General features: G+C 68.1%; 13 protein-coding genes. 5 read left to right on the top strand and 8 right to left on the bottom strand.

Translation table 11 applies throughout. The features are described 5' to 3' along the window. Window positions 1–75: 75 nt before the first annotated feature. Together metG and rsmI are read right to left on the bottom strand one after the other, a co-directional pair. The gene (gene metG, locus OG394_RS34305) at window positions 76–1,638 is read right to left on the bottom strand and encodes a methionine--tRNA ligase (RefSeq protein ID WP_328991351.1); all 1,563 of its coding nucleotides are present in this window, start codon (window positions 1,636–1,638) and stop codon (window positions 76–78) included. 32 nt (window positions 1,639–1,670) lie between these two features. Continuing rightward, a complete protein-coding gene (gene rsmI, locus OG394_RS34300) occupies window positions 1,671–2,537 on the bottom strand; it encodes a 16S rRNA (cytidine(1402)-2'-O)-methyltransferase (protein WP_328991349.1) in 867 nt (288 codons plus the stop codon). Between the two features lie 487 nt (window positions 2,538–3,024). Here rsmI and OG394_RS34295 point away from each other — a divergent pair, with 487 nt between their 5' ends. Continuing rightward, on the top strand, window positions 3,025–4,728 hold the full coding sequence (locus OG394_RS34295; protein WP_328991348.1) for a dolichyl-phosphate-mannose--protein mannosyltransferase: 1,704 nt from the start codon (window positions 3,025–3,027) through the stop codon (window positions 4,726–4,728). A gap of 13 nt (window positions 4,729–4,741) precedes the next feature. Here the strand turns inward: OG394_RS34295 and OG394_RS34290 are convergent, their stop codons facing one another. Both OG394_RS34290 and OG394_RS34285 read right to left on the bottom strand, forming a co-directional pair. Then, entirely contained in the window at window positions 4,742–5,278 is a 537-nt protein-coding gene (locus OG394_RS34290; RefSeq protein ID WP_328991347.1) for a hypothetical protein, read from the bottom strand. 21 nt (window positions 5,279–5,299) lie between these two features. Further along, the gene (locus tag OG394_RS34285) at window positions 5,300–6,175 is read right to left on the bottom strand and encodes a LysR family transcriptional regulator (RefSeq protein WP_328991346.1); all 876 of its coding nucleotides are present in this window, start codon (window positions 6,173–6,175) and stop codon (window positions 5,300–5,302) included. A 72-nt stretch (window positions 6,176–6,247) separates the two neighbouring features. Here OG394_RS34285 and OG394_RS34280 point away from each other — a divergent pair, with 72 nt between their 5' ends. Then, window positions 6,248–6,904, top strand: a complete 657-nt coding sequence (locus tag OG394_RS34280; RefSeq protein ID WP_328991345.1) for a type 1 glutamine amidotransferase domain-containing protein — start codon at window positions 6,248–6,250, stop codon at window positions 6,902–6,904. A gap of 238 nt (window positions 6,905–7,142) precedes the next feature. Here OG394_RS34280 and OG394_RS34275 read toward each other — a convergent pair whose 3' ends face one another. Both OG394_RS34275 and OG394_RS34270 read right to left on the bottom strand, forming a co-directional pair. Then, window positions 7,143–7,595, bottom strand: coding sequence for an SRPBCC family protein (locus OG394_RS34275; protein WP_328991344.1), 453 nt, complete (start codon window positions 7,593–7,595; stop codon window positions 7,143–7,145). 82 nt (window positions 7,596–7,677) lie between these two features. Then, complete coding sequence (locus OG394_RS34270) at window positions 7,678–8,631, bottom strand: helix-turn-helix transcriptional regulator (RefSeq protein ID WP_328991343.1); 954 nt, start codon at window positions 8,629–8,631, stop codon at window positions 7,678–7,680. 63 nt (window positions 8,632–8,694) lie between these two features. Here OG394_RS34270 and OG394_RS34265 point away from each other — a divergent pair, with 63 nt between their 5' ends. Further along, window positions 8,695–9,843: an epoxide hydrolase family protein gene (locus OG394_RS34265; RefSeq protein WP_328991341.1), complete on the top strand. Its 1,149-nt coding sequence runs from the start codon at window positions 8,695–8,697 to the stop codon at window positions 9,841–9,843. Between the two features lie 67 nt (window positions 9,844–9,910). Here OG394_RS34265 and OG394_RS34260 read toward each other — a convergent pair whose 3' ends face one another. Beyond that, entirely contained in the window at window positions 9,911–10,591 is a 681-nt protein-coding gene (locus tag OG394_RS34260; RefSeq protein WP_328991340.1) for a DUF1707 SHOCT-like domain-containing protein, read from the bottom strand. A gap of 205 nt (window positions 10,592–10,796) precedes the next feature. On the opposite strand from OG394_RS34260, the gene OG394_RS34255 reads away from it, so the two are divergent. Then, window positions 10,797–11,165: a YciI family protein gene (locus tag OG394_RS34255; protein WP_328991339.1), complete on the top strand. Its 369-nt coding sequence runs from the start codon at window positions 10,797–10,799 to the stop codon at window positions 11,163–11,165. Beyond that, window positions 11,162–12,421 carry an RNA polymerase sigma factor gene (locus OG394_RS34250; protein ID WP_328991338.1) on the top strand — a complete coding sequence of 420 codons (1,260 nt, stop codon included), beginning with the start codon at window positions 11,162–11,164 and terminating at the stop codon, window positions 12,419–12,421. Before OG394_RS34255 ends, OG394_RS34250 begins: the two co-directional genes overlap by 4 nt. Here OG394_RS34250 and OG394_RS34245 read toward each other — a convergent pair. Beyond that, complete coding sequence (locus OG394_RS34245; RefSeq protein ID WP_328991337.1) at window positions 12,369–13,598, bottom strand: MFS transporter; 1,230 nt, start codon at window positions 13,596–13,598, stop codon at window positions 12,369–12,371. The two genes, OG394_RS34250 and OG394_RS34245, sit on opposite strands and share 53 nt — an antisense overlap. Window positions 13,599–13,613: the final 15 nt, after the last annotated feature.

Raw genomic sequence — 13,613 nt, 5'->3', positions numbered from 1 at the left:
GTGCTGGTCCGCGGTGGCTGAGAGGGCGGATTCCGACGAATGAATGCAAAAGGCGGTAGCCAGAACCCCTAGCTGTCAGTCGGTCAGGCGGGGGAAGAGGGCGTCGCCCTTGACCAGGACCGCGCCGGTGGGGAGTTGGCCCCACGTGCCGACGGTCTGGATGCGCTGGTCGGCGAGCGGGCCGAGCTTGTCCTCGGCGCCGAGCAACGTCCACAGCTTGGCCGCGGCCTTCGGCATCGTCGGGTGGTGCAGCACCGCGACGGCCCGCAGCACCTCGGCGGAGGTGTAGAGGATCGTCGCGAGCCGGCCCTTGAGCTCCGGGTCCTTCGCGACCTTCCACGGCTCCTGCTCGGAGACGTACCCGTTGACCGCGCCGACCAGGTCGTTGATCGAGGCCAGCGCGTCGTGGAACTCGAGCTTGTCCATCGCGGTGTCGGCGATCCGCGCCTCGGTCGCGAGCCGGTCCGCCAGCGCCTGCTCGGCCGGGCCGTGGTCGACCGACTCGGGCAGTACGCCGTCGAAGTACTTGCCGACCATCGCCGCGATCCGGGAGGCCAGGTTGCCCAGGCCGTTGGCCAGTTCGGAGGTGTACACCGCGCTCAGGTGCTCCCACGAGAACGACCCGTCCGACCCGAACTGGATCGTGCGCAGGAAGTAGTAGCGGAAGGCGTCCGAGCCGAAGTGGTCGGTGATCTCCTTCGGCGCGATGGCGGTGAGCTTGGACTTGCTCATCTTCTCGCCACCGACCAGCAGCCAGCCGTGCGCGAAGACCTGCTTCGGTACGGCGACGCCGGCGGCCATCAGCATGGCGGGCCAGATCACCGCGTGGAAGCGCAGGATGTCCTTGCCGACGAGGTGTACGTCAACCGGCCAAAGCTCCTCGAACCGCTCCGGGTCCGTGCCATAACCGGCGGCCGACACGTAGTTGAGCAGCGCGTCGATCCACACGTACAGCACGTGCTTCTCGTCCCACGGCACGGGAATGCCCCAGTCGAAGGTCGAGCGCGTGATCGACAGATCCTGCAGGCCCTGCTTGACGAACGCGATCACCTCGTTGCGCGCGCTCAACGGCGCGACGAAGTCCGGCTGCGATTCGTACAGCTCGAGCAGCTTGTCGCCGTACTTCGACAGCCGGAAGAAGTAGTTGGTCTCGGAGACCATCTCCAGCTCGGTGCCGTGGATGACGCAGCGCTTGGTGCCGTCCTCGTCGACCTTGATATCGGTCGGCAGCTTGAACTCCTCGCAACCGACGCAGTAGAGGCCTTCGTACTCACCCTTGTAGACGTCACCGCTGTCGTACAGCGTCTGCCAGAACTCGCGGACGCGCTCGGTGTGCCGCTTCTCGGTGGTCCGGATGAAGTCGTCGTAGTCGATGTCGACGTCGGCCCAGGCCGGTTTCCACGACTCCTCGACCAACTTGTCGGTCCACTCCTGCGGGCTCATGCCCTGCGCCTGAGCGCTGCGCATCACCTTCTCACCGTGCTCGTCGGTACCCGTCAGGTACCACTTCCGCTCGCCGCGTTGCGCGTGCCAGCGGGTGAGGACGTCCCCGGCCACCGTCGTGTAGGCGCTGCCGATATGCGGCGGCGCCGTGACGTAGTAGATCGGGGTGGTGACGTAGAAGGCCTTCTCGGACATACGGGAATTCTAGGTGGGCCCGGGCAATGCTTTTACCGCGGCGCCTTCGGCTGATCACCGCGGGCGGCCAGGACGGCGTCGTACACGGTCCGTTTCGGTACACCGAGGCGCTTGGCCACGTCCGCGATGGCCTGTTTCCGCGGCGTACCCGCCTCCTCGTCAGCGGCCACCTCGGCGGCGAGTTCGGCCGGGCCCAGCTCGCGATCGGCCGGGTCCGCGCCGGACACGACCACGGTGATCTCGCCGCGTACGCCCTCCGCGGCCCACTTCGCCAACTCGGCCGCGCCGCCGCGTTTGACCTCTTCATAGGTCTTCGTCAGCTCCCGGCACACCGCCGTACGCCGATCCGGGCCGAACGCCTCCGCCATCGCCTCCAGGCTCACCGCCAGCCGGTGCGGCGCCTCGAAGAAGACCATCGTGCGCTGTTCCTTCTTCAGCTCGTCCAGCCGCCGCGAACGCTCGCCCGCCTTCCGCGGCAGGAACCCCTCGAAGCAGAACCGGTCCACCGGCAATCCGGACAACGCCAGGGCAGTCAGTACGGCGGACGGCCCGGGGACGGCGGTGACGGGAATCCCCGCCTCGATCGCCGCCGCGACCAGCCGGTAGCCGGGGTCCGACACGCTCGGCATGCCCGCGTCGGTCACCACCAGCACGGTCAGGCCCTCGGTCAGCGCCTGCACCAGCTCGTCGGTCCGCTGCCGCTCATTGCCCTCGAAGTAGCTCGTCACCCGCCCGGTAACGGTGATCCCCAGGTCGCTCGTGAGCCTGCGCAGCCGCCGCGTGTCCTCCGCCGCGACCACATCCGCCTCGGCCAACGCCCGCGCCAACTTCGGCGTCGCGTCCCCCGGATCCCCAATCGGCGTCCCCGCAAGCACCAACCGCCCAACGCCCTCACTCATCGCCGTACATCCGTCTGCTCTTGCGAGTCCAACGGCCCGTCCCATCGCGAGGTCATACCGGAAGTCTAGGAGCCGCGCCCGCCTGTCTTTGCATTCGCCGACCTGGCCTCTCGCGAGTGATCGCGCACCAGGTGCCGCATTTCGCGTCCGATCGTCGCCGGGTTGTGGTGCTTGACCGCCTGGGCGGACCGCCAGCACCACACGACGGCCTCGAAACGGCCGAAACGGGCCGCAAACCGCCTTCGTGTGTAGCTGGCGGTCCGCTCACCGGCCCAATTGCACGACTCTGGCGGGCCCAGCGCCAGGGGTCAGATGTGACCACCCGTGGCAGAGATCGCGGCTCTCGTCCTTTGCATTCATCGGTCCCAATCCGCCCTCTGACCATCTCCTGCAGGTACAGGTCTGCCTACGGGAGAGGGCGGATTGGGACCGATGAATGCAAAGGACGAGGTGTGGGCGGCGGCGGTGGGACTGGGGGATCCGTACGATGGCGTGCGTGACTGCCGTGATCGATGACGACACCGTCGGCTCCGCGCCCGCATCCCGACCGGCCGAGGAGCCGCGCGAGACGCTGGGACGCGACGTGCTCGGGCGGCGGCTGCCCCCGCTGAAGCAGCGGCTTTACCCGCCGATGCCGCGCGACTTCGACAACGGGTGGATCGCCACGATCGCGATCACCTGTTTCGCCGCGATCCTGCGGTTCTGGCATCTCGGCACGCCGGTGAAGTTCGTCTTCGACGAGACGTACTACGCCAAGGACGCCTATTCGCTGCTGAAGTTCGGGTATGCCCGGCAGTTCATCGACAGCTCCGAGGGCATCGCCGACAAGGAGATCCTGAAGGGCAATCTCGACGTCTTCAAGGACACCCCGAGCCTGACCGTGCACCCCGAGGTCGGCAAGTGGATGATCGCGGCCGGCGAGCAGCTGTTCGGGATGAACTCGTTCGGCTGGCGGTTCGTGCCCGCGCTGGCCGGCACGCTGACGATCCTGGTGCTGATCCGGGCCGTACGGCGGATGACCCGGTCGACGCTGATCGGCGGTATCGCCGGGCTGCTGCTCGCGGTGGACGGCCTGCATTTCGTCATGTCCCGGGTCGCGTTGCTCGACATCTTCCTGGCGTTCTGGCTGGTCTGTGCGATGGCCTGTTTGGTCTGCGATCGCGACTGGATGCGGTCGCGGCTGGCCCGTTCGCTCGACGACAACACCCCTGGCGGCTTCGGCAAGGCGCTGGTCTTCCGGCCGTGGCGGATCGCGGCGGGGGTCTGCTTCGGTCTGGCGCTCGGGGTGAAGTGGAACGCGATCTGGTTCGTCGCGGTCTTCGGCCTGCTCACGTTCGCGTGGGATATCGGTGCCCGCCGGGCGCTCGGCGCTCGCGGCGCGGTCTGGCGATCGGCCGTGCGGGACGGGATTCCGGCGTTCCTGAGCATTGTGCTGGTGGCCGTCGTGACGTACACCGCGACCTGGACCGGCTGGCTGCTGCACGACAACTCGTACGGGCATGACTACGCCTCGAAGAACCCGGCGCACGGGGTGATGAAGGTCGTACCGGACGACTTCCGCTCGTTGCTGCACTACCACAAGGAAGTTCTCGACTTCCACACCAGCGACTACATCAAGAACGCCACCCACCCGTACTCGTCGCACCCGGGCGGCTGGCCGGTCCTGGCCCGCCCGATCGGGTTCGACGCGGTCAACGACATCGCGCCGGGTTCGCCCGGTTGCGAGGCCAAGGCGCCGACGAAGTGCCTGTCGGTCATCTCCGCGATCGGTACGCCGCTGCTGTGGTGGGCCGGTGTGTTCGCGCTGATCGCCGCGGCGGTGCTGTGGATCGGCAAGCGGGACTGGCGATTCGGCGTCGCGCTGACCGGGTTCGTGGCCGGCTGGGTGCCCTGGTTCATGTACACCGATCGCCCGATCTTCTTCTTCTACGCGGTCACGATGATCCCGTTCACGGTGGTGGCGGTGGCGCTCTGCCTCGGGCACATCCTCGGGCCGGCCCGGACGCCGGTGGTCGAGGATGGCGGCGTGACGTATGGGTCGAGCGCGCGCCGGCTGATCGGCAGTGCCGCGGTGGGCGCGTTCGTCGTACTCGTCGTGCTGAACTTCGCCTATCTCTGGCCGGTGCTGACCGACCAGGTGCTGCCGCATCCCGACTGGCTGAGCCGAATGTGGTTCAAAACCTGGATCTGACCATCAGCAGGGGCTAGGCGGCCGCTGGCGGTTTGAGTTCGCCGCGGCCGGGTCTGGTGGGGCGGCGGGCAACGAAGACGTACGCCGCCGTGGCCAGTCCACCGACGAGCATGCCGCCGGAGATGAACAGCGTGCTGGTCTGCCCGGCCCGGACCTTCGCGTCGGCCGTGGACATCACCTGAGTCGGATCGTCCGGATCGAAGCGCAGACGCAGCTCGGGTTCGGCGTAGCGCGAGGACTCGGCGGGCGCGTGCCAGCCCGGTCGCGCGTCGTCGTCCTCGGTGATGGCGCCGGTGAGTTCGGCCCGCACGATCCGCCCGTTGAACTCCTCGAACGTCACCCGGACCCGGTTCAGCTCCGGCCCCTTCTCCCGCTCCACGATCAGCACGCTCACCTCGGTCGCGGTGGCGGGTGAACCCGAGCGCAACAGGTTCGACGCCAGCCGTTGCTCCGGGAGCTTGTCGGCGAGAATGATGCCGCCGACAACCGCGACGACCAGGGCCATGCCGCCGATGAACGGCAGCAGGGGTTGATCATGCGCGCTATCCACCTCGTCATGGTCCCATCCCGGTCACCCGAACGCGCGAAGAAGCTCCTGCCGTACTTGGCCAACCGGACTGCGCGGCCCGGCGTCCGCCCGGGTCACCACGTAGATCGTGTTGAGCGGCGGCAACTCCGGCTCCACCAGCAGGCGCAATCGCCCCGCGGCCAACTGCGGCTCGCACAAGTACGTCGGCAGCACGCTCGCCCCGGCACCGGCCAGAACCGCCTCGAGTACGCCGCGCAGATCCGGCACCACCAGGTCCACCGGCCGCGACAGCCGTACGCCGAAAACCGTGCGCCAATACCGCCGCAGGATCGGCGCCTCCTCCGCATAAGCCACCAGCGGTACGGCGCGCAACACGTCCGGCCCGTACGCCGCCTCGGGCACCTGGTCGTACGACGGTGCCGCGACCAGGGCGAACGTCTCGTCGTACAACGGCGTCACGACCAACCCGGAACGGCGCGGGCGAATCGAACTGAGCACCAAGTCGAGCCGCCGCCCCAGCAGCTCGTCCACCATCGCCTCCGGCAGGCCGAACTGGACCCGCAACTGCAGACCGTCCGCCACGAGACCAGCCAGTGCGGGCAGTGCCTGATGACAGAGGAAGTCGGACGCCCCGCCGAGGTGCACGGTCTCCCCCAGCAACTCGCCCACTTCGTCCCGGGCCAACGCCTGCAGCGCGTCGATCGGCCCGGCCACCCGACGGGCCAGCTCATGCGCGGCAGCGGTCGGCACGACCCCACGCGCGACCCGGTCGAAAAGCGGCCGATCCAGGGTCTGCTCCAGCGAACGCAGGTGCGCCGTCACCGTCGGCTGGGACAGCCCGAGCACCTCGGCCGCGGCCGTGATCGAGCCGGCCCGGTGGACGGCCAGGAAGCTGCGCAGCAGGTCGAGGGACAACACATCGGAAATCTTATGACACAACCCCAGGAGTCCTATTGGTTTTCTATGGGTCCGACCAGTCACCATGAACACATGACACGCATCCTGATCGCACTGACCAGCCACTCCGACCTCGGCGACACCGGTAAGAAGACCGGCTTCTACGTCTCCGAAGCGGCCGAGCCGTGGAAGGTCTTCACCGACGCCGGCTTCGACGTCGACCTGGTCTCCGTCGCCGGTGGCAAGGCGCCCGCCGACGGCCTCGACGTGTCGGACGAGATCCAGCAGGCATTCCTGGCGGCGGTCGACATCGAGAACACCGCGAAGGCCTCGGACCTGAAGGCCGACGAGTACGACGCGATCTTCTACGCGGGCGGGCACGGCACCATGTGGGACTTCCCGGCCGCGACGGATCTCGCCGGACTGGCCGCGAGCATCTACGAACGCGGCGGCGTGGTCGCGGCCGTCTGCCACGGCCCCTCGGCCCTGGTCGAGCTGAAGCTGTCCGACGGCTCGTACCTGGTCGACGGTAAGAACGTCGCCGGCTTCACCAACGAGGAGGAGGCAGCGGTCGGTCTCACCGACGTCGTCCCGTTCCTGCTCGCCGACGCCCTCGAGTCGAAGGGCGCCAAGCACCACCCGGCCGCCAACTTCACCGACCAGGTCGTCGTCGACGGCCGCCTGGTAACCGGCCAAAACCCCCAGTCCGCCCACCGCACCGCCGAAGCCGTCCGCACCCTCCTCACCTGAGCACGCGGCGCCCCGGACGCCCAACGCTGCCCGGGGCGCCGGGGTGCGTCATCGGGCCCTTGTGACGCGGCGTGTCGCCGGTTCATCGGTCGCTTCTGACCAACGCCCCAGAGCGTGCCGCCGTCTCTCTCTTTGCATTCATTCGTCGCAATCCGCCCTCTGTCCCTCAGAGGACCAGTCCAGGCACGCGGCTGGTGAGGGCGGATTGCGACGAATGAATGCAAAGAGGAGGTTGACGTCAGCGCGGGGTTGGACCGGGAGTGCCGTCCTCGATCGCCTTCTTGTAGCCGCGCAGTCTCATCGGGATCTCCTTCGCCGTCTGGCGTAGCGCGAGGGGTGCGATGAGCCTGCCGATCCCGCGTCCTTCCAGCTCCACCTCGAAGGTCAGCCGCGAGCTGAACTCGCTCAACACCTCAACGGTGGCCGTTCCGACCGGCCGAACCGGTCCGGTGGTACCGCGGAAGGACAGCAAGTACGGCGGATCGTGCTCGGTGACCACGAACGGAATGTCACGGATGCCGACCGGCGTCTTCCGCCGTTCGACCACCCTGGTGCCCACCTGAATCGGACCGGGTGTCTTGATCTCCGCGGCGATGAGCGAGGGCTGCCACTCGCTGTGGCGTTCGAATTGCTCGAGGTAGGCGAAGACCTCACCAGCAGGACGATCGATCTCAATGCTGTTGGTAACCATGACGTGCTCCCCGTTATGACTAGCCACAGCATCCCACCGGGCCCGATGCAGCAAAAGAGCAGCGTCTGGCGCGGATAGCGGCTCAGGTTTGGGTTGCGCGGGTTAGACGGGCTGCCAGAGTTTTGACGTGTTCGACCAGTTCCGGGGGTTCGTGGATCTGGAAGTCGAAGCCTTTGCCTGACACGTAGATGGCTAGTTCGTCCAGTGAGTTGGAGCCGGCGCGGAGGGTGCAGGTGTGGGCGTCGATTGGCTCGAGGGCGCCGGTGGTGGGGGTGATCCGCTCCGCGGCCGTCTCGGCGCTGACGTACAGGGTGAATCGGGCCTGGTAGTGGTAGGCCGACGTCGAGATCGCGCGCGAGGTGTAGGCGCTGATGTCGGTGTCTGGCGGAGTACGCGGAGTGAACCGCGGGCCGGTAGGCGTGCGCGGGTCGAGCCGGTCCACGCGGTACGTCCGCCAGTCCTCGCGGTCGACGTCCCAGCCGATGAGGTACCAACGCCGCCCCGTGTGCACCAGCCGATGCGGCTCCGTCGTACGGATGCTGCTGGTTCCGTCATGCGTGCGGTAGTCGAAGCGCAGGCGGTGCGAGTCACGGCAGGCGGCAGCGATCGCTGTGAGCGTGCTCGGATCGACGGTTGGCCCTGTGTTGGTCATCGGCACCGTCACCGACTGCAGGGCGTTGATCCGATGGCGCAGCCGGGACGGCAGTACTTGCTCGAGCTTGGCCAAGGCCCGCACCGAGGTCTCCTCGATCCCGGTGATCGAGCCGCCGGCCGCCGTACGCAGGCCCATCGCGACCGCGACGGCTTCGTCGTCGTCGAGCAGCAACGGCGGCACGTTCGCGCCCGCGCCCAGCCGATAGCCGGCGGTGCCCGCGGTGGCCAGTACGGGATAGCCGAGCCCGCGCAGCCGGTCGATATCGCGGCGCACGGTGCGCGGCGTGATCTCCAGTCGCTCGGCCAGTTCGGCGCCGGACCAGTCGCGTCGGGTCTGCAAGAGCGAGAGCAATCGCAGCAGTCTTGCCGAGGTTTCCCACATAGCTAAAAGTCTGTCACGAGCCTAGGACTGAAGTCGTCCTAACCGGCGAATAGAGTTCTTGGTATGGAGACCAACAGCGAGATCCGGCCCTTCACCATCGACATTCCCCAGGCTGACCTGGACGACCTGCGAGACCGGCTCGCCCGGACCCGGTGGGCCGCGGACCTGCCCGATGTCGGCTGGAGCCGCGGGGTGCCGGTCAGCTATCTCAAGGGTCTGGCCGAGTACTGGCGCGACGGCTACGACTGGCGTACCTACGAGCGGGAGCTGAACAAGTACCCGCAGTTCACCACCGAGATCGACGGGCAGAACATCCACTTCCTGCACGTGCGCTCGCCCGAGCCGGACGCGCTGCCGCTGATCCTGACCCACGGCTGGCCCGGCTCGATCGTGGAATTCCTGAACGTCATCGGCCCGCTGACCGACCCCAAGGCGTACGGCGGCAACGCGGCGGACGCGTTCCACCTGGTGATCCCGTCGATCCCGGGCAGCGGGTTCTCCGGGCCGACCGGCGAGGCCGGCTGGGACACCAACCGCGTGACCCGAGCGTTCGCCGAACTGATGGACCGGCTCGGTTACGACCGCTATGGCGCGCAGGGCGGCGACACCGGCGCGGTCGTCTCGCCGGGGCTCGGCCGGCTCAACCCCGACAAGGTCGTCGGCGTCCACGCGAACGGGCTCTCCGCGTTCACCGACCCGGGCGACGTGGAGACGCTGACCGAGGCCGAGCAGGCGCGGCTGAAGCACCTGGAGTACTTGAAGACTGAGGGCTCCGGCTACGTGATGATCCAGATCACCAGGCCGCAGACTCTGGCGTACGGGCTGCACGACTCCCCCGTCGGGCAGCTGGCCTGGATCGTGGAGAAGTTCAAGGAGTGGACCGATCCGGCCGCCGAGCTGCCCGAGGACGCGGTCGATCGGGATCTACTGCTCACCAACGTGATGCTGTATTGGCTCACCGGCACGGCTGGGTCCTCGGCCAACAGCTACTACGAGACCGCGCATGCCGGAGCCTGGGGCGCGAGTGAGCGTTCGACGGTACCGACCGGGGTCGCGGTGTTCCCCCTGGACGTGTCGATCCGGCGCACGATCGAGCTCGAACACAACATCGTGCATTGGTCCGAATTCGGCCGCGGCGGCCACTTCGCCGCCATGGAAGCCCCCGACCTGCTCATCGGCGACGTCCGGGCGTTCTTCAGCAAGCTCCGCTGAACCATCCTCCCTCTCTTTGCGACGAGTGGACCCGTCCACTCGTCGCAAAGAGAGGTAAGGAGAAGGGTCAGTGGGAGTGGTGGCCGCCGTGGTGGCCGCCACCCTTGCCGCGGTTGCGGTGGCGCTTGCTGCTGGGCTGGCCGCCGACGCCGCCGAAGAGAGCGAGACCTTTCAGTACGACGGTCGGAGCGTTCGGGTCGATGTCGCCGCCGCCACCCCAACCACCGAAACCGCCGAAGATCCCGACGCCGTGGTTCCGGACCTGAACGCCGTCGGGAACGGTGATGTCGACCCCACCGAAGATCGCGAACGCCCGCACGACCACCTCGCGGCCCTCGAACACGGCATCGGTCATGTCCAGGTCGTACCCGCCGAAGACGCAGATCGCGGTGGTCTTGCGCTTCACCCGCCAGCGGCCCGAACGCTCGCCGCCACCGAAGATGCCGACCACGAAGTCGCCGTTGTCGTCCGGGTTCGCGGGCGGTTCGATCGGTACGACGGACTGCCCGGTCGCCGCAGCAGACGAAGCGCCGGCGGTCTGGCCGGGCACGACCAGGTCATGCGTGATCGGTTCGAGCTCGCCGAGGGTCTTCGCGTTCAGCACCTGCTCGAGCCGCTCGGCATGTTCGTCCTGGTCCAGCCGGCCCGTCATCAGCGAGTCCCGCAGCACCTCGATGACCCGGTCGCGGTCCACGTCGGAGGCCCGGACGTGGGCATTCGGATTCTGGCGCTCGGGCAGGTTCTCCATGACCCGGAACGATATCCCCGAATCGGCCGACGCCAGAAGCAGGGAGGTCCCGGATCTTCCCCCGGGAATCCGCCCGGGCCCAGCAGCGCATGGCCGTGGACCGGGCTGGGCGGGAGAATGTCGGCAGGGATGTCCCGCCGCGCGCTTCGGCTCCGACATCCGGGTCAGAGGTGCCCGCCGGTGGCACCGGACAAGGAGTGCGGAAATGAAGTTCATCATGCTCGCCTACACCAACGCCGAGAGCTGGGCCTCAGGCGATTTCGACCCGGCCGACGTCCAAGCGGCTTGTGATTTCTACGAGCAGCTCGGCAAGGAGCTGACCGAGTCGGGCGAGTTCGTCTCGACGGCCGGCCTCGGCGATCCGACCCACACACGGACCATCCGGAAGACCGACACCGGGCCGGTTGCCAGCGACGGACCGTACGCCGAGGTCAAGGAAGTCCTGGTCAGCTTCGGGATCATCGACTGCGCGAGCCTCGATCGGGCGCTCGAGATCGGCGCGCGGATCACGGACGCGGTCGGCGACACCGTGGAGATCCGGCCCCTGATGGACGGCGACGCCGGCGACGTATGACCGCACCGACGGTGGAACGCATCGAGGACCTGCTGCGCGAACTCGCGCCGCGGGTTCTCGGCGCGCTGGTCCGGCGTTACGGCCACTTCGACGCCTGCGAAGACGCCGTCCAGGAGGCCCTGCTCGCGGCGTCCCAGCAATGGCCGACAGAGCTCCCGGACAATCCGCTCGCCTGGTTGATCCGGGTGGCCTCGCGGCGGCTGACGGATGAGCTGCGCAGCGAGCAGGCCCGCCGCCGCCGGGAGGAGACCGTCGCCACCCAGGTCCCCCTCGACCATTACCTCGCCCCGTCGGCCGAGGGCGAGGCGGCCGGCAAGCCGGAAGACCAGGACGACGCTCTCATCCTGCTCTTCCTCTGCTGCCACCCGAGCCTGCCGAGGCCGTCCCAACTGGCACTGACGCTCCGAGCGGTCGGCGGTCTCTCCACTGAGGAGATCGCCCGCGGCCTACTCGTCCCCGAGGAGACCCTTCGCAAGCGGATCACGCGAGCCAAACAGACGATCAAGAAGTCCGGCCTACCGTTCCGCCTGCCACCAGCCGCGGAGCGGGCGGAACGACTCGCCGCCGTACTGCAAGTGCTGTACCTGATCTTCAACGAGGGATACACCAGCCTCGACCGGTCCGAACTCGCCGACGAGGCCATCCGCATCACCCGCCTCGCGTACGCCGTACTGCCCGATGACGGCGAGGTCGCTGGCCTCTTGGCGTTGATGCTGCTGACCGATGCGAGGCGTGCCGCTCGGACCGACGACGGCGAGTTAGTACCCCTAGACCAGCAAGACCGCGCCAAGTGGAATCGGGCGTACATCGCCGAAGGCACCGCCCTGGTCACGGATGCAATGAGCCGTACGGCGTTGGGCCCGTACCAGTTGCAAGCGGCGATCGCGGCCTTGCACGACGAAGCCGAGACGACGGACGCGACCGATTGGCGGCAGATCGTCGGGCTGTACGACCTGCTGCTGAAGCTGTCGGACAATCCGATCGCCCAGCTCAATCGGGCCGTCGCCGTCGCGCGGGTCCTTGGCCCCAAGGCCGGGCTCGACCTCCTCGACGAGCTCGGCAAAGACCCGCGCCTGGCCAACCACCATCGGCTCGAGACCGCCCGCGCGCACTTCCTGGAGCAAGCGGGTGAACTCCAGGAAGCGCGCGAGCATTACCTCAAGGCCGCGCGACTGACCACCAGCCAGCCGGAGCGGCGTCACCTCAATGCGCGGGCGGTCGCACTCGAAGCGCCGCGCAAACCGCGATCAACGTGATGGTGCCGAAGGCAACGGCCGTACCCGGGTAGCCGCCGAGACCGAGGCCGAGCCCACCACTGCCGGCGCCGAGGAAGACGCCGAGGCTCATCCCGGCGGCGTTCACACCAAGGGCGGAACCGCGCAGATCGCCGCTTCGACGTACCAGCAAAGTGGTTACGCACGCGGCCACGGCGGCATGGCTCGCGCCCATCATTGCCGTGAGCAACAAGGCCAGCGGCAGGGTCTGCGCGAAGTAGAACGCCACCACGCTCAGCAAGGCCACGCCGAGGGCGAGCACCAGCATCCGCTCCGGCCCGATCCACGGCCGGTCCATCGCGATGTAACGCCCGGACAGCAGGTTGCCGAAGAAGAACGCCGCGCCACTCAGAGTCCACACCAGGGCGAACAACCCCGGCGTCAGGTCGAACCGCTCGTCGTAGAACGCGGCCAAATACGCCAGATAGCCCATAAACGCGGCCGTTCGGAGCATCGCGACGATGAGCAACGGCACTGCGCCTGAGATCCGTCCGAGCGCCCGGTACGACGCGATGTAGCCGATCCGGCCGTTCGCCATAGCGGGCGCCTTCCGGCCGCGACCCCGCCAGAAGAAGGCGCCGGACAACGCAAGCGAGACGACGGCGACGCCGACGAGATTTCCTCGCCAACCCCACAACAACGCGGGCACGGCGATCACCGGCGCGGCCAGCATCGCGGTCATCGAAGTAGTTGCCGTGACCAACGTTGCCGCCCGACCGGCCGCGGCCTGCGACTTGAACCGATCAGCCGCCGCGGCACCAACCGAAGGCCCGAGCACCGACGTGGCCGCGCCAACCAGCAAGCAGAAGGCGGCAAGAGCGAAGATGTTGCCAATAGCACCCAATAGCGACGAAATGCCCAGCAATGCAAGGCCGTACGCCGCTACGAGCTCGCGAGCCATCCGGTCGAGCAGTGGCGCGATGGCCACGCCGACCAGCAGTGCGGCCAGTCCGCCGAGCCCCCGCAGCCCGCCGATCTCTGCCACGCTGCCGCCGGTCGCGGCCGCGATGGGCACCAGGAAGGTGCTGAACACGGTGAACGGCAGCAGACTCACGGCTGCCGCCAAGAGGAACGGCCAGAGCCTGCGGGCCATCCGCAGGTCCGGCGGGACTACATCGACCGGAGGGGCGCTCCGGCCTTGCAGGTGGTCAGTGCTCACGATGAGGACAACTCC

The sequence above is a fragment of the Kribbella sp. NBC_01245 genome, assembly GCF_036226525.1.
Taxonomy (GTDB): Bacteria; Actinomycetota; Actinomycetes; order Propionibacteriales; family Kribbellaceae; genus Kribbella.
Note: the sequence above shows the minus strand (reverse complement) of the source record. Positions and strands in the feature narration are given on the sequence as shown.